Annotated in this window: 22 protein-coding genes; 14 read left to right on the top strand and 8 right to left on the bottom strand. The window is 57.9% G+C overall.

Annotated elements, in window-relative coordinates; genetic code table 11:
- The first annotated feature begins 32 nt into the window (after window positions 1-32).
- Genes ACYCZ5_RS01770 through ACYCZ5_RS01760 form a run of 3 tightly spaced genes read left to right on the top strand, consistent with a single transcriptional unit; the run spans window position 33 to window position 1,907 of the window.
- A complete protein-coding gene (locus ACYCZ5_RS01770; protein WP_461543046.1) occupies window positions 33-1,202 on the top strand; it encodes a GGDEF domain-containing protein in 1,170 nt (389 codons plus the stop codon).
- A 44-nt stretch (window positions 1,203-1,246) separates the two neighbouring features.
- Window positions 1,247-1,561, top strand: a complete 315-nt coding sequence (locus ACYCZ5_RS01765) for a hypothetical protein (protein WP_461543045.1) — start codon at window positions 1,247-1,249, stop codon at window positions 1,559-1,561.
- A gap of 16 nt (window positions 1,562-1,577) precedes the next feature.
- Complete coding sequence (locus ACYCZ5_RS01760) at window positions 1,578-1,907, top strand: putative signal transducing protein (protein ID WP_461543044.1); 330 nt, start codon at window positions 1,578-1,580, stop codon at window positions 1,905-1,907.
- A gap of 14 nt (window positions 1,908-1,921) precedes the next feature.
- Here ACYCZ5_RS01760 and ACYCZ5_RS01755 read toward each other — a convergent pair whose 3' ends face one another.
- The 3 genes from ACYCZ5_RS01755 to ACYCZ5_RS01745 all read right to left on the bottom strand — a co-directional run bounded on the left by ACYCZ5_RS01755 (window position 1,922) and on the right by ACYCZ5_RS01745 (window position 4,515).
- The gene (locus ACYCZ5_RS01755; protein WP_461543043.1) at window positions 1,922-3,175 is read right to left on the bottom strand and encodes a sensor histidine kinase; all 1,254 of its coding nucleotides are present in this window, start codon (window positions 3,173-3,175) and stop codon (window positions 1,922-1,924) included.
- On the bottom strand, window positions 3,172-3,867 hold the full coding sequence (locus tag ACYCZ5_RS01750) for a response regulator (protein WP_461543042.1): 696 nt from the start codon (window positions 3,865-3,867) through the stop codon (window positions 3,172-3,174). Before ACYCZ5_RS01750 ends, ACYCZ5_RS01755 begins: the two co-directional genes overlap by 4 nt.
- Before the next feature lie 69 nt (window positions 3,868-3,936).
- The gene (locus ACYCZ5_RS01745; RefSeq protein WP_461543041.1) at window positions 3,937-4,515 is read right to left on the bottom strand and encodes a Spy/CpxP family protein refolding chaperone; all 579 of its coding nucleotides are present in this window, start codon (window positions 4,513-4,515) and stop codon (window positions 3,937-3,939) included.
- Between the two features lie 201 nt (window positions 4,516-4,716).
- On the opposite strand from ACYCZ5_RS01745, the gene ACYCZ5_RS01740 reads away from it, so the two are divergent.
- The 3 genes from ACYCZ5_RS01740 to ACYCZ5_RS01730 all read left to right on the top strand — a co-directional run bounded on the left by ACYCZ5_RS01740 (window position 4,717) and on the right by ACYCZ5_RS01730 (window position 6,366).
- A complete protein-coding gene (locus ACYCZ5_RS01740) occupies window positions 4,717-5,109 on the top strand; it encodes a hypothetical protein (protein WP_461543040.1) in 393 nt (130 codons plus the stop codon).
- Complete coding sequence (locus ACYCZ5_RS01735; protein WP_461543039.1) at window positions 5,106-5,987, top strand: radical SAM protein; 882 nt, start codon at window positions 5,106-5,108, stop codon at window positions 5,985-5,987. Before ACYCZ5_RS01740 ends, ACYCZ5_RS01735 begins: the two co-directional genes overlap by 4 nt.
- Window positions 5,988-6,087: 100 nt before the next feature.
- A complete protein-coding gene (locus tag ACYCZ5_RS01730) occupies window positions 6,088-6,366 on the top strand; it encodes a segregation and condensation protein A (RefSeq protein WP_461543038.1) in 279 nt (92 codons plus the stop codon).
- Between the two features lie 26 nt (window positions 6,367-6,392).
- On the opposite strand, the gene ACYCZ5_RS01725 is transcribed toward ACYCZ5_RS01730, so the two are convergent.
- Complete coding sequence (locus tag ACYCZ5_RS01725) at window positions 6,393-7,853, bottom strand: bacteriohemerythrin (protein WP_461543037.1); 1,461 nt, start codon at window positions 7,851-7,853, stop codon at window positions 6,393-6,395.
- Window positions 7,854-8,032: 179 nt separating this feature from the next.
- Between ACYCZ5_RS01725 and ACYCZ5_RS01720 the strand changes: the two genes are divergently transcribed.
- The 3 genes from ACYCZ5_RS01720 (at window position 8,033) to ACYCZ5_RS01710 (ending at window position 12,440) form a co-directional block, all read left to right on the top strand.
- A complete protein-coding gene (locus ACYCZ5_RS01720; protein ID WP_461543036.1) occupies window positions 8,033-8,992 on the top strand; it encodes a class I SAM-dependent methyltransferase in 960 nt (319 codons plus the stop codon).
- A gap of 76 nt (window positions 8,993-9,068) precedes the next feature.
- Window positions 9,069-10,124, top strand: a complete 1,056-nt coding sequence (locus ACYCZ5_RS01715; protein ID WP_461543035.1) for a hypothetical protein — start codon at window positions 9,069-9,071, stop codon at window positions 10,122-10,124.
- A 6-nt stretch (window positions 10,125-10,130) separates the two neighbouring features.
- A complete protein-coding gene (locus tag ACYCZ5_RS01710) occupies window positions 10,131-12,440 on the top strand; it encodes a hypothetical protein (RefSeq protein WP_461543034.1) in 2,310 nt (769 codons plus the stop codon).
- A 137-nt stretch (window positions 12,441-12,577) separates the two neighbouring features.
- On the opposite strand, the gene ACYCZ5_RS01705 is transcribed toward ACYCZ5_RS01710, so the two are convergent.
- Window positions 12,578-12,976 carry a S24 family peptidase gene (locus tag ACYCZ5_RS01705; protein ID WP_461543033.1) on the bottom strand — a complete coding sequence of 133 codons (399 nt, stop codon included), beginning with the start codon at window positions 12,974-12,976 and terminating at the stop codon, window positions 12,578-12,580.
- A gap of 133 nt (window positions 12,977-13,109) precedes the next feature.
- On the opposite strand from ACYCZ5_RS01705, the gene ACYCZ5_RS01700 reads away from it, so the two are divergent.
- Window positions 13,110-13,784, top strand: a complete 675-nt coding sequence (locus ACYCZ5_RS01700) for an SIMPL domain-containing protein (protein WP_461543032.1) — start codon at window positions 13,110-13,112, stop codon at window positions 13,782-13,784.
- Window positions 13,781-14,851 carry an RNA methyltransferase gene (locus tag ACYCZ5_RS01695; RefSeq protein ID WP_461543031.1) on the top strand — a complete coding sequence of 357 codons (1,071 nt, stop codon included), beginning with the start codon at window positions 13,781-13,783 and terminating at the stop codon, window positions 14,849-14,851. Before ACYCZ5_RS01700 ends, ACYCZ5_RS01695 begins: the two co-directional genes overlap by 4 nt.
- Window positions 14,852-14,874: 23 nt before the next feature.
- Here ACYCZ5_RS01695 and ACYCZ5_RS01690 read toward each other — a convergent pair whose 3' ends face one another.
- From ACYCZ5_RS01690 to clpB, 3 genes are all read right to left on the bottom strand, one after another.
- Window positions 14,875-15,453 carry a CZB domain-containing protein gene (locus ACYCZ5_RS01690; RefSeq protein WP_461543030.1) on the bottom strand — a complete coding sequence of 193 codons (579 nt, stop codon included), beginning with the start codon at window positions 15,451-15,453 and terminating at the stop codon, window positions 14,875-14,877.
- A 165-nt stretch (window positions 15,454-15,618) separates the two neighbouring features.
- Complete coding sequence (locus ACYCZ5_RS01685) at window positions 15,619-15,927, bottom strand: hypothetical protein (protein ID WP_461543029.1); 309 nt, start codon at window positions 15,925-15,927, stop codon at window positions 15,619-15,621.
- 130 nt (window positions 15,928-16,057) lie between these two features.
- Window positions 16,058-18,640: an ATP-dependent chaperone ClpB gene (gene clpB, locus ACYCZ5_RS01680; RefSeq protein ID WP_461543028.1), complete on the bottom strand. Its 2,583-nt coding sequence runs from the start codon at window positions 18,638-18,640 to the stop codon at window positions 16,058-16,060.
- A 105-nt stretch (window positions 18,641-18,745) separates the two neighbouring features.
- Between clpB and ACYCZ5_RS01675 the strand changes: the two genes are divergently transcribed.
- The 3 genes from ACYCZ5_RS01675 to nadC all read left to right on the top strand — a co-directional run bounded on the left by ACYCZ5_RS01675 (window position 18,746) and on the right by nadC (window position 21,053).
- Complete coding sequence (locus tag ACYCZ5_RS01675; protein ID WP_461543027.1) at window positions 18,746-19,216, top strand: hypothetical protein; 471 nt, start codon at window positions 18,746-18,748, stop codon at window positions 19,214-19,216.
- Window positions 19,217-19,278: 62 nt separating this feature from the next.
- Window positions 19,279-20,214 (top strand): bile acid:sodium symporter family protein, encoded by a 936-nt coding sequence (locus ACYCZ5_RS01670; protein ID WP_461543026.1) that lies wholly within the window; start codon window positions 19,279-19,281, stop codon window positions 20,212-20,214.
- A gap of 2 nt (window positions 20,215-20,216) precedes the next feature.
- On the top strand, window positions 20,217-21,053 hold the full coding sequence (nadC, locus tag ACYCZ5_RS01665; protein WP_461543025.1) for a carboxylating nicotinate-nucleotide diphosphorylase: 837 nt from the start codon (window positions 20,217-20,219) through the stop codon (window positions 21,051-21,053).
- Window positions 21,054-21,209 lie beyond the last annotated feature (156 nt).

Here is a 21,209-nt window from a genome sequence, read left to right as displayed (position 1 = left end):
TGATGATCAGTCTTTTCCCGAAGAAGCCCAGTATGCAAGTACGCGCAGAGCAGATACACATGCTCTACGAACAAGGGCCGACCATCCAGTTGCTCGGTTTGCTCACCGGTTTGATCGCGGTCGGCGTGTTCTGGGACCTGGTCGATCACGACATGCTGTTGCTCTGGCTGGGTGCACATGTCTCGCTCACACTGCTCAGGCTCGGCTTCAACGCATGGTTCACCCGCCAGCAGCCCACCGACGCCGGCGCCCTTAATAGATGGGGCAAGCTCTATGTCGCAAGCACATTCATCTCGGGCCTGATCTGGGGCAGCCTGTCCCTGTTCTACGACCCGTCATGGCCCGCTTCCTACCAGATCATCCTGATCGTCATCTACACCGGCATCACGGCTGGCTCGTTCAATACGCACACGCCCTACTTCATCGCCTTCCCCGCTTTCTATCTGCCGCCGGCAAGCTGGCTCACCTTCACACTGTTCCAGCAGCATGGCGAAGGCTATCAGGCGCTCACCGCACTGTTCGCCATCTACATCGTGTTGATGTACCTGTCTGCCCTGCGTTACCACCGCAGCCTCACGCGCGCGCTGGAAGTGCGCTTCGATAACGAGCGGCTCGCGGACGAACTCTCAACTTCCAACCAGCGACTCAGCTCACTGGCCGACACCGACGAACTGACCGGCCTGTACAACCGGCGCTCGATGTTCAACCGTCTGGTCAACGAATGGAACCGCCATTTCCGCAGCCGCACCATGCTCTCGCTGTTGTATATCGATCTGGATTGCTTCAAGCAGTACAACGACACCTATGGCCACGAAGCGGGCGACCAGTGTCTGATCAGGATAGCCAAACTGTTGCACAACCATGCCCTGCGCTCCAGCGACATGGCGGCACGTTTCGGCGGCGAGGAGTTCGCCCTGATCCTGCCCGAGACCGGCAAACAGGACGCCGAAAGGATCGCCGCCTCCATCATCAATGACCTGGCTCACTTGCATATCCCGCATACGGGTTCGACCGTGACCGATCATGTCACGGTGAGCATAGGCATCGCCAGCATGAGTCCGGATGAACCGGACAATGATTCCGTATTGAGAGAGGCCGCCGACCAGATGCTGTACCAGGCCAAGCATGCAGGTCGAAACCGCTTCGTCTCGGCAGCAGACACGCACACACAAAACGCCCCCACGCCGCTCGCCGATGCCTAGCGCGCAACGGCGGGGGATATCCCCCACATAATCAGGAGTCTCACATGGTCGGCTGGCTCATTCCCGTCATCAAAACCGTGCTGCCGCATATCGGCACCATCATCTCCGCAGCGTCCCCGGTATTCACGCGCAAGAGCGGCGATAACGCCACCCTGCAGCAACAGATCACCGAGCTGCAGAGCGCAGCCTCGGCCAACGATGCGCACATCAAAGACCTCGCGGCACAGATGCAGGTCGCCATCGAGGCACTGGAGAAAGGCACCCGTCTCGCCGAGAAAGGCTATCGCCATGCCATGCTGCTCGGCATCGCCTCGTTCATCCTGTCGCTCAGCGCGCTAAGCATCGTGCTGATCAACTGAGCGGGCCGATATGGGAATGAAAAGCGTCTACGAAGCCGCCAGCGGACTGGACGGCCACATGATCCTGAACCTGCTGGAACAGTACCGCATCGCCGGACGCATCGAAGGCGAGCACCTGCAAGGCGGCATGGGCGAGTTGCAAGCGTTGGGATTCGTGCGCGTGATGGTGGCGGAAGAAGATTACGAGCGGGCCAGACAGATCATCCGAGAATGGGAAGCGCTACAGCCACCGGACGAGTCAAAGACACCCGCGCCGCGCGACACGCTGGGCCTGCAGTTGTTCATCGCCGGCTTCATCCTCGGTGCGGCACTGATGTATTGGTGGATGCGACTGCCTGCGGCCTGACACCGCCGCACACTTCAAGCCAGCTTCAACCTCACCTCGAAACACGCACCGCCCGCTGGGCCAGCCACACAGCGCACGCTGCCGCCATGCCGCTCGGCGATCTGCCGCACCAGCGACAGGCCCAACCCATAGCTGCCTTCTTTCTCGCGACTACCCGCAGGACGATAGAACGGTTCAAAGATGCGCTCGCGTTCTTCCGGCGCGATGCCCTTGCCGTTGTCGCACACCTGAATGACGGCATGCCCTGCATCACTGCGCAGAACGGCCTGCACCGCATCGCCGCCATGCCGCTTCGCGTTCTCCAGCAGATTTCGCAACAGGCGGCGCAGCAGACGCTCGTCACCCTTGATGTTCAGCGGCACGGCTTCGCACTGCGCCTCGCTGCGCGCGCATTCCTCGGCCAGCAGCGCGGCCAGATCGATGTCGTCGGCATGCAGCGGTTCGCGCGAGGCATCCAGCCGGCTGGCCAGCAAGATCTCCTCGATCAATTGGTCCAGCTCGGCTATGTTCTGCCGCACCTCGTCCTGCAACTCGGGGATGGGGCGTTCGGCCTGCATCTCCAGCGCGAGGCGGATGCGCGTCAGCGGCGAGCGCAGTTCGTGCGAGGCGTTCGCCAGCAGCTGTTTGTGCGCCAGCAACAGCGACTCGATGCGTTCCGCCGCCTGGTTGAAACTGGTCGCCAGCGAAGCCACCTCGTCGCAGCCCTTCGCCTCCACACGCGTCTTGAAATCGCCCGCGCCCAGCGCCTCCACCGCCTGCTTCAAACGCTCCAGCCGCTTGGTCATGCGCCGCGTCATCGGATACGCCACCACCGCCACCACCAGACCGATCAGCAGCAGCGTGAGCAGGATGGGCAGCGGCGGACGCGGACGCTCGTGCGGCGGTTGAGCGAGCAGCCAGCGGCCGTCCGGCAACTGCATCACCCAGGCCGATTGATGGTCGGGCCGGTGCAGCCACTCGTTCTCCTGCGCGCCCGGGCCGGGCGGTTTCAGGCGGCGACCGGTATGCGCCAGCAAACGATAGTCGGCGGAATACAAAGAAAGACGCGGCAAGGCGGGCCGCGCCAGCCGCTCCAATACCTCCTGCTGTTGCTCGCGCGGCGCATCCGCCGGCGGCAATGCCATCACGATCACATCGCGCACGGTCTGGAAGATCTGGTTCTGCGGCGAGTTCTTGCCCTGGTAATGCCAGAACGTCGCCGCCAGCACCACCAGCAGCGCCAAGCTGGCGACCACACCCAGATAGATCTGGAAATAGAGTTTCCTCATGCCGCCTCCCCATCCTGACTGCGCGCAAACACATAGCCCGCACCGCGCAGCGTGATGATGCGGCGCGGATGTTTGGGGTCGTCCTCGATGGCGGCGCGGATGCGCGAGATGTGCACGTCGATGGAACGGTCGAACGCCTCCAGCGGCGCGCCCTTCACAGCATCCAGCAACTGCTCGCGGCTCATCACCCGCCCCGGCTTGTCCGCCAGCGCCTGCAACAGATCGAACTGGTAAGCGGTCATCTCGCACGGCTTACCGTCAACGCGCACCAGCCGCGCCGCGCGGTCGATCTCCAGCCGACCGAAACGCAACACATCACCGTTCGCCGCCTTGCCGCGCCGCAGGATAGCCTTCAGCCGCGCCAGCAACTCGCGCGGCTCAAAAGGCTTGGGCAAGTAATCATCCGCACCCATCTCCAAGCCGAGGATGCGATCCATCGCCTCGCCGCGCGCGGTCAGCATCAGCACCGGGATGTCGGAGAAAGCGCGCAACTGGCGGCAGGCATCTAGCCCATCGCCGTCGGGCAACATCAGGTCCAGCACCAGCGCGTCGTAATGCGTCTGCTGCAATACCTGCAAACCGCTGGCGATGGTGTAGCGCGCATCGACGCGATAACCCGCATCGCCCAAGTAGTGCTGCAACATGCCGCACAGGCGTTCGTCGTCGTCGATGATGAGGATGTGGTGGTTCATGTATCGTTCCAAAAGACTCGCCCCGCATCATACCAAGCGGTATGGATGCGGGGCGCTGTTACGCTCAGATCACTCGCGATGCATCCAGCCGCGACGCTTCTCCATCTTCTCGGCCAGCTTCGCGCGCTGCTCGGGTGTCAGCACCTCCGCCACCGCCAGCATGGTCGATGTCATGCGTTGGCTCGCCTCGTCCGCCAGTTTGATCTGCTCGGCGCGCATCGCCTCGATGGCGGCCTTGTCCAGCGTCGGCGCGGCCATCAGCTTGCGCATCTGGATATGGTTGTCGCGCATCTTCTCGGCCAGCGGTGCGCCCTGCTCCAGCGACGCCTTCACGATGGCGGATGCCTTCTCCTTCTGCGCATCGCTCGCCTTCACATCGTCCAGCATGCGTTCAAGGCGCTTGTCGGCGAACTTGCCCATGCGCTCCGTATCTATCTGCCCGCCGAACATGAACGCCTGCGGACCGCCGTGATCCTTACCATGCCCACAAGCCATCACCTGGCTGGAGAAAAAACCGATGCCGAATACCGCCATGATGCCGATCACCCGCGCCACACAATGGCCGCGACGGCCGTGGCAATGATGGTCGTGGCTACCGTTGCAACCGGCCTTGGTTTCGTTGTTCGTTCCCTGTGTATGCTCGCTCATGTCTGTCTCCTGAATGGTTACACGCCGCACCGTGTTGGCGGCTGGATGTCACTTTATGAGCGAGCCGTTGCCGGGATGTGTGGGGAAGGTAAAGATTTGTGAAGCGGGTGCCACTCGGTCGCCTCAATGTCGGCACCTCACTGCTGCGGCAACCGGTGCGCTAGCGTAAGATTGCGCTTAGCCCCCACGCATGAATCCGCTGTGACAAGAAAGCCCCCATTGAACGCGCCCACCCTGCCCTCCACCGAACGCGGCACCCACATTGCCCTGATCTTCGCTCTCGTATCCGAACGCCTCTCCATTCACTATGAACATGGCGCATGGCTGACCGAAGCACAGGGCGCCACGCTCGCCACCGACTGGCTCGCCCGTTCCAAACGCAGCCTGCCGCTGAAACTGCGCAAACACCTTTCCGCGCTGAGCGATCAGGTGGCGAAACAGATCGTCACCACCACCAGCCGCGAGACCGGGCTCACCATCAGCCATGAGATGCAGGAATCGCTGGACACACGCTACGAATCGGAGATCGGCCAGGCCATCATGGTCGAGTGCGAACGCATTCTGGATGAACACCCGCCGGAGCATGCGGCATGAGCCTGCACTACGACATGCCGCTGTTCCGTCCGCCCTCCGAGGGCGACAACCTCATCATCCAGGCCACGCTGGGGTGCAGCTTCAACCAGTGCAGCTTCTGCGCCATGTATCGAAGCAAGCAATATGTCGAACGCCCGTTGGATGATGTTTTCTCAGACATCCGCATTGCCGCCGCCGACTGGCCGGATGCGCAGCGCGTGTTCCTCGCCGATGGCGATGCGCTGGCGCTACCGACCGAACACCTGCTCGCCATCCTGCGCGAACTGGCGACGGCATTGCCGCGCCTGACGCGCGTCTCCTGTTACGCCACGCCGGGAAACCTCGCGCGCAAAAGCAGCGCAGAGCTGGCGCAGTTGCGCGAACACAAACTCAACCTGCTCTACTTCGGCATCGAATCCGGTTCCGACCTCATCCTGAAGAAGATCACCAAAGGCGCGACGCAACAGCGCATGGCCGAAGTGCTGCACAAAGCGAAAGACAGCGGCATGAAAGTCTCCGCCACCGTCATCCTCGGTCTGGGCGGCACGCAGCAGAGCGACGCACATATAGACGGCACCATAGACCTGCTCAACCGCGCGCCCGTCACCTACCTCTCCACGCTGCAACTGTATCTGGACGACAGCGTGGCCGAAGAATTCCAGCGCAAGTTCGGCGAACCGTTCCAGATGCCGGACGACCTCGCGATATTGAAAGAACAAGAAAGACTCATCAGCGGCCTCAACCCGCCGCAGCCCGTCATCTTCCGTTCCAACCATGCCTCCAACGCACTGGCACTGGCGGGCAACCTGCCCAGGGACAAAGACAAGTTGCTGCAACAATTGCAAGAAGCGATAGCCGGCCACCGCCCGTTGCGGCCGCTGTTCATGCGCGGCTTGTAAAGGTGAAAGGCATGCCGCGCGAGATTCCCCTGTCACGTTCAGGCCCTCTCCCGCGCGATTCCGGTTAAAGTCCCGTCTGACACTTCAAGAGGAAGCCGACATGAGCACGGAAGAATTGAGCAAGGAGCAACGCATCCTGCGCGCGATGCGCAAAACACTGGGCAGCGTCGTGCGCGATGCCACGCCGCTCGGCGGCCGCCCCAACCCGCTCGCGGATGCCACCATCGAAGAGATCAAGGAATGCTTCGCGCTGATCTCGGAACGAGAGCGGGAACTCGCCGCGCAACTCGGCTTCGATGAATCCAAGCCTTACTACAACGACGGCAGCGAACCGCCGAGCGCGCATATCATCAGCCTGATCAAACCTTCAAAGCACTAGGGAATCCGAACCTGCGCGGGATACGCTCAGGCGTAGAAGTGATAACGCGACTTGCCTTCTCTTTTCGCCGTCAACATCGCCGCATCGGCATGCTTGAGTAACTGCTCGGGCGAACTCTGGTCACGCGGATAGAAGGTCACCCCGATACTGGCGGTGACTTTGGCGGGGTTGCCGAATATCGACATCGGCTGGGCGATATCTTTCAGCAGCCTGTTCAGGAATTGCACCGCACTCTCCTCGCCATCCAGATCGCTCAGCAGCAGCACGAATTCATCGCCGCCCATACGCGCCACCGTATCTTCCGCGCGCAGTGCTTTGCCCAGACGCGCGGCAACGAGTCGTAACACATCGTCGCCAGCATCGTGCCCCAGCGTGTCGTTGATCTGCTTGAAACCATCCAGATCGAGGAAGCACAAGGCCATCACACGGCCGGCGCGATCGCTGTGCGTGATCGCCTGATCGAGCCGGTCCTGTAGCAGCCGGCGGTTGGGCAACCCGGTCAGCGCATCGTGGTTAGCCTCCACTTCCAGTATCTGCTGGCGTTTCACCAGATGGGTGATCGACGAGATCACGCCGACGTAGTGGGTGATGACGCCCTGCGCATCCTGGATCGAAGAGAGCGCCAGCCATGCCCCTTCGACCTCGCCTTGCGCATCGCGCCCCACCGTCTCACCCGCCCAATGGCCGCTTTCGGTCGCCGTTCTCCATATCTCGTCGGCTTTGTCCTGGCTGAACAGACTCGGCTTCAACTGCCGCACATCCCTGCCGACGATCTGCGCATGCTCGAGTTGCACATCGAGGCAGAACGAAGGATTGGTATCGATGATCATGCCGTTCTCATCTGTGATGAAGATCGCCTCCAGCGTGCTGTCGATGACTTTTCTGGACAGGCGCAACTTGTCTTCCGCCCGCTGCCGCTCGGCGACCTCGCGCATCAGTTGCAGGGTGCGCGTGGACAAAGAGTCGTACATGTTCAGGACGGTTTCGATCAGCACGCGCAACGCGCCGCTCATCTCTGTGCGCGCCTTGTCCTTGGCCTCGTCCAGCGACAGCCCGAGCTGCATGGAGAGCACGATCTTGGCCATGTGCTTGTCGGATTCGAGGATATGGAAAGCCAGCCAGTGCGAGAGGAACACCACGATCTCTTCGATCACCTGCTCGGTGGCTAAAGTATCCAGCGCCCCCCTGAGTTTGAGCACCTCGGTCACAAAGCTCTTGTGGGTCTCGGCATGGTCGGTGGACAGTTCATCCACCGCCAGATATTTATTCCAGAAACCTTCCTCGGTCTTGAAATGGTACTGCGCATACTCGGTCAATTCGCCGAAGATCGCATTCAGCTCGGGCTTCCCCTCGCCATAAGCCAGATGACTGGCGAGCTTGTTCAGCAACTCGACCAGTTTGCGGTGCTGCTCATCGATGACAGGAATCCCCGTCTGGAAATTCTCGTTCCAGGGGAATATGTCGGAAGGTAATACGTTGAGATTCATTTGCGTGCTGTCCAAACGTTGGTGGACGACAATCTAATTGTCCTACTAATGCCGCATTTAATATACAACTATGCAGCAGCGCGCCTGGTGGTTTGAATGATCAAATACGACGCGGGCCCCATATCAACCCTGTCATCAGCATTGACACTCACCGCCCCGCTCACATAAAGTCCGGCCACTTGCAGGGCTGCCCCACGCACATCGCGCCGCACGATCGGCGCGAGGCACAAGGCAGCAACCCCGTTCAGGAGGCGGCGCAAGACAAGAACCCGCACAGCGGGCGAAGCCGCCACACCACTGAAAAGGGGAAACACTTGTCGCAGCAGCAAGCTAGCAATCCGCTCTCCGCCAGCGAACCCTGGAACCTCGTCGCCGACGGCTACGCGGAAACCACCATGCTCGTGTTCGAGCAATTCGCCGACGAAGCCATCGCTGCCAGCCAGCTCAAACCCAACTCCACTGTGCTCGATGTCGCCTGCGGCCCCGGCACACTCGCGCTCAGGCTCGCGCAGCATGCCGAACAAATCCACGGCATCGACTTCTCCGAAGCCATGCTCGCCATCTTCAACAAAAAGATCGAACAAGCCGGACACCGCAACATCGCCCTACACTGCGGCGATGCGCAAACCCTGCCCTATGCGGACAACACCTTCGACGCCGCCTTCTCGCTGTTCGGCCTCATGTTCTTCCCCGACAGGCAACGCGGCTTCGCCGAGATCCACCGCACGCTCAAACCGGGCGGCCGCGTCGCCATCACCAGTTGGGCGCCCGTGGACCAATCGCCCGCCATGCAAACCATGTTCGGCGCACTGCGCGCCATCAAGCCCGACCTGCCGCAACCGCAACGCTCCGTCACCACACTGGAAAACCCCGAGCGCTTCAAACAAGAGATGGAAGAAGCCGGCTTCCGCAACGTCGAGATACGCAAAGTCACCAAAGCTTTCCCCGTCGGCAGCACCGCCGAATTCTGGGAAAGCATGGTCAAGGGCAGCGCGCCGATTCAGATGATGAAAAAGGGATTGGGCGAAGAGGAGTGGCGCGAGAAGGAAAAGCTGGCGCTGGCTTGGCTGGAAGAGACACTGCCGACGCTGAAGGGGCCGCTGACTTCGAATGCTTGGCTGGGGGTGGGGGTGAAGTGATGGCTGAAAAGAAGCCGCAGTCTGTTCCCGTTTGTTCGTTTGCAATACGCGTCATCATTTGGCAAAGGCAACTGATATGAGTCACGCACTTTATTACCCGAGCATTGAGTTTCGCGACCCTGATTTCATCAAAAGGTCTTTACTCGTCTGGGATCGGATATTTCGGATAGTGCCAACAGGATATATCCCCGCAGATGAACACTCGATAAAAACGGCAGTTGCAGAAAAGGCAGTAATCAACTTGCACATTGAAGACATTGAAAAAGCTAAAGCTGCAGAAGGTTTCTTAGATTTTTACTGGGCCCGCCGCAAGTCAACCAATAGGTTGACTTGGCCTGCCGGATTAGATTCGGAGAGCTTTGTTCGCATTAACCCTGAAAAGATCGAGGCTCGCCTTCTACCACTATTTGAGCAACTAACAACAAAGTGGACGAAAGATGGTTTTATGCAAGTCCCTCCCGATCTTGCTGGTGGCTACATGTTCTACCTAGCTAAGGAGGTCGCCCAGAATCGCGGCCTTCACTTGCTCTCAGACTCACCAGATACTTGGGCTGTAGGTTCATTTTTCGCACATGCGGGCAATTTCGATGAACAAGTATATAAAGAGGGGGCTGATGCATTTCTGTGCAATATGGCTATTACCGATTTATTGCCTGATCAGATGGCGCATCTCACCATGGACGAAATACTACGATTTGTTGAAGATCATCATGAAGAAAAAGCTGTGTTTCTGCGTGAGCTCGAAAATCTTCGGTTAGAAATTTCGAAGTGCAACAATAAGGAACATGCACGGTACATCGTGTCAGATTTTATAACTGCATTTCAACGCGCAAAAGAAGACTACAGAAAAGCAATTGGACCATTTAGTAAGCGGGAACTGTGCAGCATCATTTCTGGCGGATTATCGGCCACAGTCGGCATGCTTTCTTTGCCACCTATCGGAGGCGGCGATCCTTATGACCCCATTCGAATTTGTACAGGGCTTTTGTTCGGCGCGGTGTCGGCGTTGGCTACACGAGAGATGATTCCTCTCGACAAGGGGCTACCATCGTATTTGGTTTCGGTAGATAAACTTTCCGCCACTCCAAATGTGCATTTACATCGTGTATTTGAAGAATTCATTAATGACTAGCAGCCCATGGGTAAAAACAACAAGATCAAGCGAGTTCAAAAGAAGCTCAAAACTGCCCGGAGGTTGAGCGCACATAAAAAGAGGCAATCCGAGAAAAATAGTTCTTCGCTCAACCCAGCATTCAAAATGCTGCCCAATCCATTTGCAGAACTAAATGACGAGCAGCGTAAGAAAATCGTAAGCGAGCTTGCTCACAACAGCGAAAATAAATATCAGGAGTCACTAGCCAAGATCAAAGAATTATTAGTTAGTTGCGACCCAATTTCTATGCTGTCCATCTTGGCATCATATGGCCTCACTGTGGGTGTTGGCGATAATGGTATTCAAGAAAAAGATAGCGAACGAAAGTTGCAGCAATTTCACGTAGAGATTTGCCAAGCACTTGCACTCCAAATCAATCCGAACAATTTTCAACACCAACCTGTAACAACTGACAATGTTCAAGAGATGTGGACAGCACTCTCTGAACTTATGTCCGCAAGTCATTTTAGAGGACTTGAATTCTCTGAAGGATCTTCAACACAGGAAGTCTCCATAAAACAGATACAACGTATGATGATGGGCCACACTCAGGCAGTCCGAAACTGGGGCTATTTTTCGCAAGTAAAATCGATTGCATATGAGTTATATAGCCACTTTGACGATCTGATAAAGAATCGATACGGATTTAGCTGTAGCAACGTAATCGCGCTTTTCCAAAGACTAATAGATGACACCGAGCATGCCAACACAATACGCCTGCAATCTTTTAAGGATCTATACAAATTAAAAGATAAAACAAAGTTGGCAATTAAGTACCATGAATTAATTGGTTCTACCCCAGCCGCTGCTGAACAATTTATCGAGACTGAGCATTTTCGAAAAATGTCATTTAAGGCATTATTTTTCATGCTGATGTCTCATCACGACTTACGTCTCCATGAATCCTATGAATTCTCACCAAAATACTTGGCAGATAAACTCGAAGCTGATGTAACTGCGACCATAGGAATACTAGATATTTTTTCATATGAGCTTGGTGCACTAAGGGAATATGAGACTGAGCATTTATATTTATCCAACCCCATTTGGCAGCGTCCAATAATCAAAATTGAAAATGAGAAATATTTTTGTGCGCTACCGCAGATGTTTTTTAGCTTCGTATTGCCTTCACTCGACAGACTTGTTGAAGAAGTTGATTCGCCTCTTCTAAGAAAGATGCGAGCAGATTATCTTGAAGAAAAAATAGTCGAGATAATAAATAGACGGTTCCCTGAATCTAATACCGTGTCTAGCCTGAAGTGGAAATTAGGTGGCGTCGAGTATGAGACCGACTTAATTACATTTATTGATTCACACGCAATCATTGTCGAAGCCAAATCTGGAAAAGTCACAGACCCCGCTTTAAGGGGAGCTCCTGATCGATTAAAGAAGCATATTGATGAACTCCTTATCTCACCAAACAATCAATCAAAGCGGTTAAAAGAACGACTAGAGGAACTAATAGCTCACCCCGATATTGATGACGACCTCCGCAAGAAGCTGCCAATAAATTTATGTAACATCCACAAAATTATCCGCATCTCCGTTTCATTAGAAAGTCTTGGCACAATCCAAGCAAATGTTGCTCAGTTAACTGAAACCGGCTGGTTACCTGATACTTTTGTGCCTTGCCCCACCATGAATTTGGCTGATTTTGAAACGCTATTCGACTTTTTAGAGCATCCCGTTCAGATTATTCATTATCTGGAGACACGCCAGGAACTGGAAGGCAGATTGGAGTATATGGGGGACGAGCTAGATTTAATGGGCTTGTACATCCAAACCCTTTTCAATATGGGTGACCTTGATACTGACGTAAATTTATATATTTCTGAAATGTCTGCTCCACTGGACACTTACTACAACTCAAGAGATGCTGGTGTAAACATAGCTAAACCCCACCCACTAGTTAGCCCCCTTTTTTCCAAATTTATGGAACAACTAGAAAAGCGGCAGACTCCTAGGTGGACAGAAATTGGTGTGGTCTTGAATAGATTCTCCCCAGATGATCAGCGCAAACTATCCAAGATGATTGATGTACTCAAGGAAAGAGTTAAGACGAATTGGATGTTGGATGATCACAAAAATATGGTTATCTACATACCTCCTAAAGCTTCTCAATATGCTATTTGTTATGTCATGTTCAACAATGATAACGCTGTTAGAAGAAATGAATTTATCGAAAAGGCTGCTATGTTTGGCCTCGAACCTGAACATGTGAAGCAATGTTTGGTAATTGCAAAGAACATAGATGACGATAGTTTTGCATATCACTTTATTGGATTAATGGAGTGACCTTTCGAGAGGGTAGCCAAAGGTACCGGAGTCGAATTGATTTCAGAGAATCAAAGGGGCCAGCATCGCATTACCCCTCACAAACAAAAGCCCGGCATCACCGGGCTTTTTTAATATCTACAAAGCAATATCCAGCCTCACCCCTCCGCCTGCGGCACATAACTCTTCACCGACTTCCGCGACCTTGCGTTGCGCTTGTGCGTGACCACGCCCTTGATCGATTCCAGCCCCGCAAGCGGGGTGTCGGGGTATAGCCAGTTGAGGGCGGTGAGTCGCCAGCCGCCGTGTTCGTCGCGCCTGAGCTGTCGGAAGATGAAGTCTTCCTTTTCGACTTCGGCGATGACGTATGCGCCTTCGGTGGCGGGGGCGCCCATCTGGATGACGAGGATCTCGCCTTCGGTGAATTCGGGTGCCATGCTGTCGCCCAGCACCATGAGCGCGACGATCTCTTTGCCGTCGCAGTTGCTGCCGGTCGGTTCTCCGGTTGGCATGTCGGCGGAGATGACGGGGATGTCGATGGGTTTACGCGTTTGCATGGGGCTCGCTCTGTTTGGATTGGGCGGATGATAACGTCTATCCGGCGGCGGTTGAATGACCCGTTAGGGGGCTGCGGCCCTTCCCTCCCCGATTTGCTTTAGCATACGGGGCGTTCAATTCCGGGAGGTTGCCATGTTGCGTGTTGCTTTGTTGATCGGGTGTTTCTTTACCAGTGGGTGGGCGTTGGCGGAACCGGCGGTGTACAACCGCGTGGATTTCCAGGTGGAGGCGGCGCGCGAGGTGGCGAACGATCTGCTGACCGCGACCTTGGTGGTGGATATCCAGGACAAGCAGCCCGCGCGGATCGCGCAGCAGATGAATGCCGCGCTGAACGATGCGCTGAAGAAGGCGGCGGAGTTCAGTACGGTGAAGGCGAGCAGCGGCAACCAGCAGACCTTTCCGGTGTATGGCCGGAACAATCAGATCGAGGCTTGGCGCGGCCACGGCGAGATACGCATCGAGTCGCGCGATTTCAAGGCGGCGGGCGAGCTGATCATGCAGTTGCAGTCCACCCTGCAACTGGGCGGCGTGCAGTTTTCCGTGTCACCCGATACACGTGCGCGGATCGAGAATGGACTGATCACCGAGGCGATCAAAGCTTTCCAACAGCGTGCCGAGGCGATACGCGCGGCCGTGGGCGCGAAGGCTTACAAGACCGTGCATATGGGCATCAACAGCGGCATGCCGAACTACCCCATGCCGATGATGCGCGCAGCCAAGGTGAGTTCTTCCATCTCGGCACCGGAGTTCGCCGGGGGTGACAGCCGCATGACCGTGCAGATCAACGGGACGATCGAGACACAGTGAGCCAAGCTGCGCTACGCATCGCCGACCTCCGCCAACGCCTGCACGACCTGGGCGCAAAGCCCTGCCATACAGACCGTCTGCTGCGCGGCTGGAGTCAGGTCCGTTCGTTTGACGTGAAGGGCAGCCCGGCTGCGACTTTCTTCCCTGCCGCGATGCGCGAGGCCTTGCCTGCCATCTTGGCGGAGCTGGAGGGGTTGGCGCGCTTGCATGGGGAATATCCCGCCGATGAGGAAGTGGCGCGATTACTGGTTGAACTTAACGACGGGCAGATGGTGGAGAGTGTGTTGCTGCCGCGCGGCGGGCTGTGCATCTCGACGCAGGTGGGCTGCGCGGTGGGGTGTGTGTTCTGCATGAGCGGCCGCAATGGTTTGACCCGCCAGCTCGGTAGCGCTGAGATCGTGGCGCAGGTGGTGCTGGCACGCAGGCGCCGCGCGGTGGGCAAGGTGGTGTTCATGGGCATGGGCGAGCCGGCGCACAATCTGGACAACGTGCTGGAGGCCATCGAGGTGCTGGGCATGCAGGGCAACATCCCGCACAAGAATCTGGTGCTTTCGACGGTGGGAGATCTGCGAGTGTTCGAGCGCCTGCCGCAGGAAACCGTTAAACCCGCGCTCGCGCTTTCGCTGCATTCCACCGACGATGCGTTGCGCGCGACGCTGTTGCCGCATGCGCCGCAGATCCCGGTGGCCGAACTCATGGAGCGCTGCGAAACGTATGCACGCGCGACGGGTTATCCGACACAGTACCAGTGGACGTTGATCGAGGGTGTGAACGACAGCGATGAAGAACTGAGGCGCCTCGTCGAATTGCTCACCGGTAAATACGCGATCATGAATTTCATCCCATTCAACGATGTGGACGGCCTGCCCTACCGTCGCCCTTCGGCGGAACGCATGGCGCGCATGGTGGGCACGCTGAAGCAGAACGGCATCGTGACGCAGTTGCGCGATTCGGCGGGTCAGGAGGTGGAAGGCGCTTGCGGCCAGCTGCGGGCGCGGCATGCAACGGCCGGACAGACCGTCACACGGATGGAAAAACAGGGAAAAGTGTTGCTACAAGGTTCCTGATCGGCAACCCGTTCGGGTCGCGATCATTTCGAGGTTGCGAGCACCGTGTTCAATACGTTCAAGGTGCGCATGACTTCGTGGAAGGCTATGCGTACTTCGCCGTCCATGATCTGCTTCGCGGCGGCGAGATTCTTTTCCTGGATATTCTTCACTACGAAGCCGGCCGCCGTATGCAAACGGGAGTGCTGCTCGGTCAGCATCTGGATGCCTTTGTTGTTGGGGCCGAAAACGGTCTTTGCCGGGCCATGCAGCCACTTGCCCAGATCGCACAGGTCGTCGCGCATGATCTGGTCAAGACCGATGTCACCCTGCGATTTTCCATCCAGATAGTTCTGCAGGCTCAGCTTCCAGGCGATGTGCGCCTCGATCTCGTCCATGACGTTGATCTCGTTCTTGAGCACCTCTTTCTGGTCGTCCGTCAGACCGAAGAGTTTGATCAGCGCATCTTTGAGCAGCTTGACCGAGACCAGGATCACCAAACCCGATACCGCACTGGAGATCAGCAATTGATCGGCACTGAGTTTGCCGAACAGGATCAACACCAGTTCTACGCTGATGCCGAATACGATGACTACGTTGATAATGAACGAGAGCTTTTTCATCGACCACCATACTGTGTTGTGATTTGACTGCGCAAAAGGGTCGCGTCATGCGGCAAGATGCCGTGCCGTTTACGACACGGGCGCATTCTACGCTAAGTTATTGATATTGCGCGAGCATTTTGTTGTTTTACAACAAACGATGAAGCCCGACATGCCGGGCTTCTGTCATTTCACTTCTTTGGGGTCGACCACGCGTATCACTTCACCTTCGAAAACCTCGTCGTTGCTGGCACGCTGTTCGCGCATCACGGACTGGTCTTGATTTGCGAATGCGCGCATCTGTTTGCGTACCTCGCGCGTCTTCCACCATAGATAACCCCAGGCGATCAAGCCGACTACGGCGATGACTGCAAAGAACACCGCAGAGAACATCAGGACGACGATGGCGACCGCCACGGTGACGGCCACTCCCACGATCTTGCGCAAGGGGCCGGGTGATTTGGCGGGAGGGGGCATTACGAATTTTATTTGCATGGGTGTTCCTGAGTTGGGCACGTAAAGCACCGTATTGGATTAAGAAGCACTGAACAACCCTGCCCCATATTCAACGGGGAAAACTTGCGCTGCCTCTCCATCGATCGGAGAGGCCGCACAAGCGTATCGCTTACTTGCTGAATTGCATGATGCCGCTGTCGCAATCCACCTTGATGGTGTCCTTCGCGGCGAACTGACCTTCGAGGATGTGCTTGGCGAGCGGGTTCTCCAGCTGTGCCTGGATGGCGCGCTTGAGCGGACGCGCACCGTACACCGGATCGAAGCCCGCGTTGGCGATCTCGGCCAGTGCGGCTTCCGAGATCTCCAGCTTCATCTCCATCGCGGCCAGACGTTTCTCCAGATACTGCAACTGGATGCGCGCGATGGACTTGATATTCTTCTCGTCCAGCGCGTGGAACACCACCACTTCGTCGATGCGGTTGATGAACTCGGGACGGAAATAAGTCTTCACCTCGCCCATCACGGCCAGCTTCACCACCTGATAATCGTCGCCCTGCATCTGCTGGATCATCTGCGAACCCAGGTTGGAGGTCATCACGATGACGGTGTTCTTGAAGTCCACGGTGCGGCCTTGGCCATCGGTCATGCGGCCATCGTCCAGCGCTTGCAGCAGCACGTTGAACACGTCCGGGTGCGCCTTCTCCACTTCGTCCAGCAGGATGACGCTGTACGGTTTGCGGCGCACGGCTTCGGTGAGGCCGCCGCCTTCTTCATAGCCGACATAGCCCGGCGGCGCGCCAATCAGACGCGCGACGGAATGCTTCTCCATGTATTCGCTCATGTCGATGCGGATGAGATGGTCTTCCGAGTCGAACATGAAACCGGCCAGCGCCTTACACAGCTCGGTCTTGCCCACGCCGGTGGGGCCGAGGAACAGGAAGGAACCGTAGGGACGATTGGGGTCGGACAGACCGGAACGCGAACGGCGGATGGCGTCGGACACGAGGCGCACGGCTTCGTCCTGACCCACCACGCGCTCGTGCAGCTTCTCTTCCATCTTGAGCAGTTTGTCGCGCTCGCCTGTCATCATCTTGCTCACCGGGATGCCGGTGGCACGGCTCACCACTTCGGCGATCTCGTCCGCGCCGACCTGCGTGCGCAGCAGTTTGTTCTTGGTACCCGTGCCTTCGGCCTCGCGCTGTGCGGCCTCTTTCAGCTTGGCTTCCAGTTGCGGCAGCTTGCCGTATTGCAGCTCGGCCACCTTCTCCAGCTTGCCTTCGCGTTGCAGACGCACGATCTCGGCGCGCACATGATCGATCTCTTCTTTCGAGGTGGCCGAATCTTGTGCGGCACCCTTTTCCGATTTCCAGATCTCGTCCAGATCGGCGTATTCACGCTCCAGTTTCTTGATCTCGTCCTCGATCAGGCCCATGCGTTTGCGCGAGGCTTCGTCCTTCTCTTTCTTCACCGCTTCACGCTCGATCTTGAGCTGGATCAAGCGGCGTTCGAGTTTGTCCATGACTTCCGGCTTGGAGTCGATCTCCATCTTCATGCGCGAGGCGGCTTCGTCGATCAGGTCGATCGCTTTGTCCGGCAGGAAGCGGTCGGTGATGTAACGGTGCGACAGCTCGGCCGCCGCGACGATGGCCGGATCGGTGATCTCGACGCCGTGGTGTACCTCATATTTTTCTTTCAAACCGCGCAGGATGGCGATGGTGGATTCCACGGAGGGTTCGTCCACCAGCACCTTCTGGAAGCGGCGTTCCAGTGCGGCATCTTTTTCGATGTACTTGCGGTATTCGTCGAGCGTGGTCGCACCGACACAATGCAGTTCGCCGCGCGCCAGCGCGGGCTTGAGCATGTTGCCCGCATCCATCGCGCCGTCTGCCTTGCCGGCGCCGACCATGGTGTGCAGCTCGTCGATGAACACGATGTTGTTGCCTTCATCCTGTGCCAACTCTTTGAGCACCGCTTTCAAGCGTTCTTCAAATTCACCGCGATACTTGGCACCAGCCACGAGTGCGGCCATATCCAGACTGAGGACTTTTTTGCCTTTGAGCGAATCGGGCACTTCTCCGTTGATGATGCGCTGGGCCAAGCCTTCGACGATGGCGGTCTTGCCCACGCCGGGTTCGCCGATCAGCACCGGGTTGTTCTTGGTGCGGCGTTGCAGCACCTGAATGGCGCGGCGGATCTCGTCATCGCGACCGATGACAGGGTCGAGCTTGCCTTGCCGCGCACGTTCGGTCAGGTCCACGCAGAATTTCTTCAACGATTCGCGCTGGCCTTCGGCTTCCTGCGAGCCCACCGACTCGCCGCCGCGCACTGCGGCGATAGCGGTTTCCAACGGCGCGCGGGTGACGCCATGCTGTTTGAGCAAACGGCCGGTCTCGCCCTTGTCGTTGGTGAGCGCGAGCAGGTACATCTCGCTGGCGATGAACTGGTCACCGCGCTTCTGCGCTTCCTTGTCGGTGAGGTTGAACAGGTTGGTCAGGTCGCGACCGACCTGCACTTCGCCGCCGTGGCCTTCCACCTTGGGCAGACGGGTGACGGCCTCGCCCAACGCGGCCTTGAGCGCGTTGACGTTGCCGCCCGCGCGGGCCAGCAGCGAGCCTGCCCCGCTGTCGGCATCGTTGAGCATGGCGAGCAGCAGATGCTGCGGCTCGATGAACTGGTTGTCGGCGCCGACGGCCAGACTCTGGGCATCGGACAGGGCTTGTTGCAGCTTGGTGGTGAATTTGTCGAAACGCATGGTGCACTCCTTGACGGGAATAGTTGTCTGCCGGGTAGATGGGGCAGTCGTCCCGGATTTCAAGTGGCTATTGACCGGGCACAGGCGGCGGGTTACGTTCCCATTATGAACCTCGAAACCTGGGAATTGATGAGTTATGTCGTCACGGTGATTGGCTTGCCGCTGGCGATCTCCGTGTTCGTGTTCGAGCAGCGCAAAGAGCGCGACAACGAGGACGAGGAGGTGTACCAGCTGCTGTCGGACAACTACCAGGATTTCCTCAAGGTGGCGCTGGAAAACTCCGACCTGCGCCTGTTCTCGAACGAAAAGACCGGCGATCTGGACGACATCCAGAAGGAACGCATGTATATCGTGTTCAGCATGCTGATCTCGCTGTTCGAGCGCGCCTACCTGCTGCTGTACGAGGATGACATGTCGCCCAGGCAGTGGCGGCGCTGGCGCTCGTGGGATGACTATATGCGCGAGTGGTGTCAGCGCGAGGATTTCCGCATGGCGCTGGCCGACCAACTGGGCGGCGAGGATCCGGATTTCGTGGCTTATCTGCAACGGCTGGCCGAGGAGCGCGCTCCGTCATGATTCAGAGCATGTGTGCTGTGATAGCCTTCGCGCCCTCGTCCAACCCTACCCTGTAACTGCCCGTGGCCCGTCTGCTCGATCTGCTCGCCAACCTGTTCCCGCTGTGGGTGCTTTCCTGCAGCGGCCTTGCGCTGATCTTACCGCATTGGTTCACGTGGTTCAGCGGCCAGATGATCGTGTTCGGGCTGGCGATGATCATGATCGGCATGGGCATCACGCTGAGTCTGGACGATTTCCGCCGTGTGGCACGGATGCCTCGCCAGGTGATGATCGGCGTGTTCGCGCAGTTCGCCATCATGCCTTTCCTGGGCTGGTTCATCGCGCTGTCGCTGGAGCTGGAGCCGCAACTGGCGGTGGGCTTGATACTCGTCGCCTGCTGCCCCGGCGGCACGGCTTCCAACGTGGTGAGCTACATCGCGAAGGCGGATGTGGCGCTGTCGGTGCTGATGACCATGTGTTCCACTTTCGCGGCGGTGGCGATGACGCCGCTGCTGACCCAATGGCTGGCCGGTGCCTATGTGCCAGTGGATGCATGGAGCCTGTTCACCAGCACAGTGAAGGTGGTGCTGCTGCCGGTGGTGATCGGCATGCTGCTCAACCGCTACGCGCACCGCAGCGTGCAGTTCATCCTGCCGGTCGCGCCGCTGGTGTCGGTGATCTTCATCGCGCTGATCTGCGCGAGCATCATCGGCAGCAACGCGGATACGGTGAAACATTCTGCGGGCGTGCTGTTCTCGGCGGTGGCTTTGCTGCATGCGGGCGGCTTCGGCTTGGGTTATGCGCTGGCGCGCTTGTTGCGCCTGAACGAACTGTCGGCGCGCACCATCTCCATCGAGGTGGGCATGCAGAATTCCGGCTTGGGCGCGGTGTTGGCGCGCAGCAGCTTCCCGCAGATGGCGCTGGCCCCTGTGCCTTCCGCCATCTCGGCCAGTTTCCATTCGATCATCGGTAGCATTTTGGCCGCCTGGTGGCGGTCGCGTCCGGCACACAAGGAGTGAACATGAGCATTACCCCGCATATCCGCGCCAACGTGAAAGCAGCGCTGGAAGAAGACATCGGCAGCGGCGACCTCACCGCACAACTGATCGGCGAAGACGCGCGCGCCAGCGCCACCGTCATCACGCGCGAGAATGCGGTGCTGTGCGGTACGTTGTGGTTCGAGGAATGTTTCCTGACGCTGGACCCGGATTGCCGCATCGAATGGAAGCTGCGGGAAGGCGAGCGCGCCGTTGCGAATCAGACGCTGTGCGAGATACACGGCAATGCGCGCGCGCTTTTGTCGGGCGAGCGTCCGGCGCTGAACTTCCTGCAGACGCTCTCCGCCGTGGCGACCGAGACGCGGCGTTATGTGGAGGCTGCTGCCGGCCACAAGGCGAAGATCATGGACACACGCAAGACCCTGCCCGGCCTGCGCCACGCGCAGAAATACGCAGTGACGGTGGGCGGCGGACATAACCAGCGCGTGGGGCTGTTCGACGGGGTGCTGATCAAGGAGAACCACATCGCGGCGGCAGGCGGTATCGGCAAGGTGATGGAGCTGGCGTTCCAGGTGACGCCGCCGCATATCCCCATCCAGATCGAGGTGGAGAACATGGCACAGCTGGACGAGGCATTGCTGGCCGGTGCCCAACTCATCCTGCTGGACAACTTCTCGGTAGCAGACATGCAGCTGGCGGTGGAACACGCCGCCGGGCGCGCGGAGTTGGAAGCCTCGGGCGGTATCACGCTGGAGAACATCCCGCTGATCGCGGCCACCGGCGTGGAACGTATCTCCATCGGCGCGCTGACCAAGGATGTGAAGGCCATCGACCTGTCGATGCGCGTGATGCTGCCCTAAAATCTACTGCGCACTCGAATTGCGGCGTTGCGCGGTGCTCGGAATCCTCATGTACCATTTGTACATTCCGGCTCCTCCGCTCCGTGCGCCTTGCACTTCGAGCGCTCGCTACGATTTTCCTCTTGAGTTTATTTAGTTCGCCCATATATTAGTAAC

The sequence above is a fragment of the Sideroxydans sp. genome (assembly GCF_054604835.1).
Note: the sequence above shows the minus strand (reverse complement) of the source record. Positions and strands in the feature narration are given on the sequence as shown.

Excerpts from the sequence above, each read along its gene's own strand:
- ACYCZ5_RS01690 (WP_461543030.1), bottom strand. The coding sequence starts at position 15,453 with ATGAAAAAGCTCTCGTTCATTATCAACGTAGTCATCGTATTCGGCATC.
- ACYCZ5_RS01725 (WP_461543037.1), bottom strand. The coding sequence starts at position 7,853 with ATGAATCTCAACGTATTACCTTCCGACATATTCCCCTGGAACGAGAAT.
- ACYCZ5_RS01760 (WP_461543044.1), top strand. The coding sequence starts at position 1,578 with ATGAAAAGCGTCTACGAAGCCGCCAGCGGACTGGACGGCCACATGATC.
- ACYCZ5_RS01770 (WP_461543046.1), top strand. The coding sequence starts at position 33 with ATGCAAGTACGCGCAGAGCAGATACACATGCTCTACGAACAAGGGCCG.
- ACYCZ5_RS01730 (WP_461543038.1), top strand. The coding sequence starts at position 6,088 with ATGAGCACGGAAGAATTGAGCAAGGAGCAACGCATCCTGCGCGCGATG.
- ACYCZ5_RS01735 (WP_461543039.1), top strand. The coding sequence starts at position 5,106 with ATGAGCCTGCACTACGACATGCCGCTGTTCCGTCCGCCCTCCGAGGGC.
- clpB (WP_461543028.1), bottom strand. The coding sequence starts at position 18,640 with ATGCGTTTCGACAAATTCACCACCAAGCTGCAACAAGCCCTGTCCGAT.
- ACYCZ5_RS01710 (WP_461543034.1), top strand. The coding sequence starts at position 10,131 with ATGGGTAAAAACAACAAGATCAAGCGAGTTCAAAAGAAGCTCAAAACT.
- ACYCZ5_RS01705 (WP_461543033.1), bottom strand. The coding sequence starts at position 12,976 with ATGCAAACGCGTAAACCCATCGACATCCCCGTCATCTCCGCCGACATG.
- ACYCZ5_RS01700 (WP_461543032.1), top strand. The coding sequence starts at position 13,110 with ATGTTGCGTGTTGCTTTGTTGATCGGGTGTTTCTTTACCAGTGGGTGG.
- ACYCZ5_RS01715 (WP_461543035.1), top strand. The coding sequence starts at position 9,069 with ATGAGTCACGCACTTTATTACCCGAGCATTGAGTTTCGCGACCCTGAT.
- ACYCZ5_RS01675 (WP_461543027.1), top strand. The coding sequence starts at position 18,746 with ATGAACCTCGAAACCTGGGAATTGATGAGTTATGTCGTCACGGTGATT.
- nadC (WP_461543025.1), top strand. The coding sequence starts at position 20,217 with ATGAGCATTACCCCGCATATCCGCGCCAACGTGAAAGCAGCGCTGGAA.
- ACYCZ5_RS01755 (WP_461543043.1), bottom strand. The coding sequence starts at position 3,175 with ATGAGGAAACTCTATTTCCAGATCTATCTGGGTGTGGTCGCCAGCTTG.
- ACYCZ5_RS01750 (WP_461543042.1), bottom strand. The coding sequence starts at position 3,867 with ATGAACCACCACATCCTCATCATCGACGACGACGAACGCCTGTGCGGC.
- ACYCZ5_RS01685 (WP_461543029.1), bottom strand. The coding sequence starts at position 15,927 with ATGCAAATAAAATTCGTAATGCCCCCTCCCGCCAAATCACCCGGCCCC.
- ACYCZ5_RS01765 (WP_461543045.1), top strand. The coding sequence starts at position 1,247 with ATGGTCGGCTGGCTCATTCCCGTCATCAAAACCGTGCTGCCGCATATC.
- ACYCZ5_RS01745 (WP_461543041.1), bottom strand. The coding sequence starts at position 4,515 with ATGAGCGAGCATACACAGGGAACGAACAACGAAACCAAGGCCGGTTGC.